The organism is Rhodococcus sp. PSBB066, assembly GCF_017068255.1.
GTDB classification, from domain to species: Bacteria; Actinomycetota; Actinomycetes; order Mycobacteriales; family Mycobacteriaceae; genus Rhodococcus; species Rhodococcus aetherivorans.
The window spans coordinates 3,924,205-3,929,672 of sequence record NZ_CP070859.1; the positions used below are offsets into that span (position 1 = coordinate 3,924,205).

A 5,468-nucleotide genomic window follows, 5' to 3' on the forward strand; every position below is an offset into this window, starting at 1 on the left:
CGACTCAGCCCGCGGCGCGGCGGCGGCCGCGACTCAGCCCGCGGCGCGGCGGCTGCCGCGTTCGGCCTCCTCGGTGTGCCGCTGCAGCCGATCGATCGCGTTGCGGGCGAACACCTGCTGCTCCGTCGAGGCCATCTCGTTGCGGCCCCGGGTCAGGAACGTCGTGGCCCACGACAGCAGGGTCGACAGCTTGTTCGAGAACCCCACCAGGTACAGCAGGTGGATCCCCAGCCAGGCCACCCAGCCGACGAACCCGCTGATCTCGAGCTTGCCGACCTTCGCGACCGCGCTGAACCGGCTGATCGTGGCCATCGAACCCTTGTCGAAGTACTTGAACGGCTTGCGTTCGGCCGGACTGTGACCGGACAGGCCCGCCACGATCTGCCGCGCCGCGTACTTACCGCCCTGCATCGCCACCTGCGCCAGGCCGGGCAGCTTGTCCAACGACATCATGTCGCCGATGACGAACACGTTCGGGTGACCGGGCAGCGACAGGTCCGGATTCACCTGGACCCGGCCCGCCCGGTCGACCTCGGCGCCGGACTGCTCGGCGAGCTGCCGGCCCAGCGGGCTCGCCGACACGCCCGCTGACCACACCTTGCACTGCGATTCGATCCGGCGCTCGGTGCCGTCCTTCTCCCTGATCGTCAGGCCCGTCGCGTCCACGTCGGTGACCATCGCGTTGAGCTGGATCTCCACGCCGAGCTTCTCGAGGGTCTGACGGGCCTTGGCGCTGAGCTTGCCCCCGTACACCGGCAGCACGTCCGGTGCCCCGTCGAGCAGCACCACCCGCGCCGACGACGGATCGATGGTGCGGAACGCGCCCCGGAGCGTGTGATGGGACAGCTCCGCGATCTGCCCGGCGAGTTCCACCCCCGTGGGGCCCGCCCCGACCACCACGAACGTGAGCAGCTGCCGCTGCTCGGCCGGATCCTCGGACAGTTCCGCCTGCTCGAACGCCCCGAGGATCCGGCCGCGCAGCTCGAGCGCGTCGTCGATCGTCTTCATGCCGGGCGCGAACTCGGCGAACTGGTCGTTGCCGAAATACGACTGCCCGGCACCGGCGGCGACGATCAGGCTGTCGAACGGCGTCACCGTCTCGTGCTCGAGGAATCGGGACGTGACGGTCTGCTGCGTCAGATCGATCGACTCGACGTCGCCGAGCAGCACCTGCGCGTTCTTCTGCTTGCGCAGCACCAGGCGGGTCGGGGGCGCGATGTCGCCCACCGACAGGATGCCCGTCGCCACCTGGTACAGCAGCGGCTGGAAGAGGTGGTGCGTGGTCCGAGCGACGACGGTGACGTCCACGTCGGCACGTGCGAGGGCCTTGGTGGCGAACAGGCCCCCGAATCCGGATCCGATCACCACGACATGGTGACGACGTGGCTCAACCGACTGGATGCTCATTCCGTGCTCCTCGATGTCTCGGGTCGACCGGGCAACCGGTGGCGGGACGAGCGACGGGGCTCCCGCGCCGCCCCCAGTCTGTCAGCAATACCCGCTCACCACAGGCTTACGCGTCCGCCACCGGCCGGCCCCCGCGCGCCGGGCCTCACTCGCGCCGGTCGAGCAGCCCGTAGACCGGATTGTGCCGCGCGGCGTGCCGGACCGCGTCGTCCGTCGCCGACGTATAGATCTGCACGGTCTGCAGCGACCGGTGTCCGAGCAACTGCTGCAGTTCCACCATCGTCGCGCCGCCGTCGGCCAGACTGGTGGCGAAGGTGTGCCGCAGCGCGTGCGCGAGGGCGCCCCGCTTGCGCTCACCCTCGATGCCCGCCATCCGGTACATCCGCCGCACCCGGTACTGCAGCGTGCCGCGGGTGATGCGCCGGCCGTCGGCGCCGACGAACAACGGATCGGACGGGGGATAGCGCTCCCACACCGCCGGCGTCTCGTCGTCGCCGCGCCGGGACCGCTGGGACGGGGGGAACCGCGTGTAGCGCTCCTCGAGGTACCCGGAGACGATCGCCGTCCAGCTCTCCTCGAGCGGAATCCGCCGTTCCACCGATCCCTTGCCCATCACCCGCAGCACGGGCGCCTCGGTGCCGCCGAGAACGCTGCCGAGATCGAGGCGGATCAGCTCCTCCGAGCGGATGCCGGTCAGCAACAGGGTCGCGATGAGCGCCAGATCGCGCTGAGGCCACTCCCGGCCCGAGGCGGCGGGGCGCTGCGCCTCGACGGTGAGGGTGTCGACGAGTTGCCCGATCGCCTTGGGCGTGAACGACTTCGGGGTGTGCTGCGGCCGCTTCGGCTGGGCGATCGAGGCCATCGGGTTGCCCTCCGACACCCCCTCGGAGACGAGGAAGTTGCAGAAGCTGTTCCACACCGACCAGGCCCGCCGCACCGACGCCGGTTGCCGCTCCCGCGCGAACGCGGCGAACGCCGAGCGCATCGCCCGGATCGTGATGTCCTGCACGCACAGGTCCTCCGGGGCGACCGAGAGCTTGACGCCGAGTTCCTCGCACACCGCCTGCAGATCCAGTCGGTACGCCTTGACGGTGTGCGCCGACCGCTTCGCCGTCTGCAACGTCTCGAGATACGCGGCGACCCAGTCCAGCAACCCCGGATCCACCCGGCTCGTCATGCCCCTCCTCACGTACCGGTCGTACACCTGTGCGATACCAGTGTGACATCCGGGACCGACGGGAACGGTGTGACAACAGGAAAGGGGAGTGGGGACCCGAGGCGGGGCGCGGGTGCCGGACTCCTATCGGGGCACGGACCTGCCGAGCCGGTGCGGTCCCGGCCCCTGCGCGCCCAGCACGTCGCCGGGGTTGGCCAGCGGACACGAGGCCAGGCTGAGGCAGCCGCAACCGATGCAGTCGGTGAAACTGTCCCGCAGGGCGGTGAGCGCCTCGATCCGCTCGGTGAGCCGGTCGTGCCACTGCCGCGACAGCCGGGCCCAGTCCGCGGCGGTGGGCACCCGGCTGTCCGGCAACGAATCGAGCGCCTCCCGGATCTCGTCGAGGGAGACTCCGACGCCCTGGGCGACCCGGATGAACGCCAGGCGACGCAGCGTGTCGCGCCGGTAGGTGCGCCGGTTCCCGGAGGTGCGCCTGCTGTCGATCAGGCCGCGGGCCTCGTAGTAGTGCAGCGCGGACACCGCCACCCCGGAGCGGGCGGACAGCTCGCCCGGGGTCAACCACACGCTCGGCCGCATCGACGTCCCTCCCGTACCCCGGGCCGGCCCGGCGGAACCGACCATACCTGTCGAACCCGAATCTACGTCGACGCGGAAGGGGGTGCCGTGCGGGGAGAGGTCCGGGACGGGAGGGGGTGGGCGAGACGTATCGCCGCCCGGGGACGAGCGCGAGGGTTGCCTTCCCGGCGCTCACCCGCACGCGGGCCGGTTCGTCGCGCCCGGGGCGCAAGGGAGGAGGGCGGCGACCCCGGGATTGCCCACACGGCGGCGTTCCGCCGGCATCCGGGAGCGTCCCGCCGCGACCTCTGCCGCGCATGATGGATAACGGTGATTATCCATCATAATCGTTATTATAAATGGCGAGGAGTGCGGCGCCGACCCCGACGAGAGGATCGACGCGGTGCGCCGTGGGGCCGGGCATGCCGGCCGGTCGCCGGCGGCGCGGGACATTCCCGGCCGTCGGGGTGCTCGGGCATCGGGGAGGAGGCCTCGTCCATGCCGAACGTCGCGCGCCGCAGGGGCGTCGGGACGGGTCCGTGCGGTATATCTTCACGGCAGGTCGGATCGTCTGCGAGATGTCGTGATCCCGTATGTGGCGATCGGCCGTCGCGCCGAAGAACGTCGCAGCAGCGCACCGGCCGTTCCATGGGGCGGCCCGCCGTTCCCGCCGTTCCCGGCGTTGCCGAGGCGGCGGGCGTCGCTGCCGGAGCGGATCCAATCCGCCGTCGGCTCGATCACCTCCGCCGTCGCGACGCGGGGCGTCGACCACCTCGGCACTGTATTCGATCCCGGCTGGGGAGTTCTCCGATCCGTTAATTGACATAATGTGGATTATCGGCAATACGAGTACCGGCCTCGACCAGCCTTTTCGCCGACGCGGGATCCGGTCGGGTGTCGAGAATGTCGCGGGCCTGCCCGTCGTGACGACGTTCATCTGCTCGGCTTTCGGCGTCGCGGCGCAACGTCGGGCACTTTGTATCGCGGGCTCGCTGCCGAACCGCGCCGCCCAGAGCCCGGACATGCCTGCCGCCGAGCGGCCGGATGCCACCCCGGGATCAGCAATCGACCACGTGCTCCGGCGTGGCGTGCCCTCGCCCCCTGCGGGCCTCTCGCGAAGGAATTCGTCACAGTGACGATTGCTGGGGTGAATCCCGGTCAGCGTCCCTCAGCGGTCGCCGGGTCGGCAACGCCGCAGCTGGCCGGACAGGTAGCGCTTGGCGCGGCGATGTCCACCCGCGCTGTCGAATTCGAGGTTCAACTCGTTCAGCAGCGTTGCCAGCAGACTCGCCTGAGGGGTCCATCCGTGTCGGTGTCGGCACTGTGCGAGCCAGTCGATCGGGCCCATGTGTCCGCGATCCGCGTTGCACCGCGGGCACGCGGCAGCCTCGTTGGCCGCGATGCTGGGACCGCCTTTGACTCGCGGCACGAGGTGTTCGGTGGTCGGTGGTACCAGGGGCCCGAACCGTCTGCCGCACCACAGGCATCGGCCGCCCTGACGGTCGACAGCGAGCACGAGTCTGGCGGCACGGTCCACTCGTCGATGGTAACCAGCGGCGCTGCCGACACCGCCGGCCTCGAACCGCCTCCCCTCCCCTCGCGCCGCACAAAATTCATCGACCCTAATACGTCACTGTGACAAAAATCGGACTGGGAGGGGTCGACCGGCGGCGCTCGAAGGGACGATCGACTCTCGCTGCCCTGGTGTCGATCCCGTTAGGCTTTCCGGACATTCGCCGAAGGAGGACTTTCGTGAGCGGCCATGAAGTGAAGATGATCGTGCTGTCGACCGACGATCTCGACGAGTCGATCAAGTTCTACAGCGAGACCCTGGGCATGGCGTTGAAGTTCCGCGACGGCGCTCATTTCGCGGCCCTCGACGGTGGCGGGGTCACCCTCGCACTCGCGACCGCAATCGACCATCCGATCCACGGCCAGGTGGTCGTCGGCATCAAGACCGCCGACGTGGACGCCGCCGCGAAGGCCATCGAAGAAGCCGGCGGCGGCATCGTGAAGGGCCCGTACGACGACGCGCACGAGCGCCGCGCCGTGGTGTACGACAACAAGGGCAACGGGTTGGTCTTCTACAGCCCGCTCGGGCGGTGATCGGTCGCAGACCCCACGTCCCCGCCGCGTGCCGACCTGTTCTGGGTCGACGCGCCGGATCGGATATATGACCGGAGGGGCCGGCGGCAGCTCGTCAGGGCCGCGCGCAGTGCTCATCGAGGGCGAGATCGCCGGGACGTGGCGGCCGCGCAAGCGCGGTCGCCTTCTGACGTTATGGACCGGGAGGTCGATCCGGTCCGCCCCGATGTGCCGGGCGGTGGTC

Annotated in this window: 5 protein-coding genes; 1 reads left to right on the top strand and 4 read right to left on the bottom strand. The window is 70.0% G+C overall.

Going from position 1 to position 5,468, the window contains the following annotated elements:
• Nucleotides 1-33: 33 nt before the first annotated feature.
• From JYA75_RS17820 to JYA75_RS29190, 4 genes are all read right to left on the bottom strand, one after another.
• Complete coding sequence (locus JYA75_RS17820) at nt 34-1,407, bottom strand: NAD(P)/FAD-dependent oxidoreductase (RefSeq protein ID WP_050035279.1); 1,374 nt, start codon at nt 1,405-1,407, stop codon at nt 34-36.
• Nucleotides 1,408-1,552: 145 nt separating this feature from the next.
• Nucleotides 1,553-2,584, bottom strand: coding sequence for a tyrosine-type recombinase/integrase (locus JYA75_RS17825; protein WP_006936819.1), 1,032 nt, complete (start codon nt 2,582-2,584; stop codon nt 1,553-1,555).
• A gap of 123 nt (nt 2,585-2,707) precedes the next feature.
• Nucleotides 2,708-3,160, bottom strand: a complete 453-nt coding sequence (gene soxR, locus JYA75_RS17830) for a redox-sensitive transcriptional activator SoxR (RefSeq protein WP_006936821.1) — start codon at nt 3,158-3,160, stop codon at nt 2,708-2,710.
• A gap of 1,147 nt (nt 3,161-4,307) precedes the next feature.
• Entirely contained in the window at nt 4,308-4,676 is a 369-nt protein-coding gene (locus JYA75_RS29190; RefSeq protein WP_029543807.1) for an HNH endonuclease, read from the bottom strand.
• A gap of 215 nt (nt 4,677-4,891) precedes the next feature.
• Between JYA75_RS29190 and JYA75_RS17840 the strand changes: the two genes are divergently transcribed.
• Entirely contained in the window at nt 4,892-5,245 is a 354-nt protein-coding gene (locus tag JYA75_RS17840) for a VOC family protein (protein ID WP_006936832.1), read from the top strand.
• The last annotated feature ends 223 nt before the right edge of the window (nt 5,246-5,468 follow it).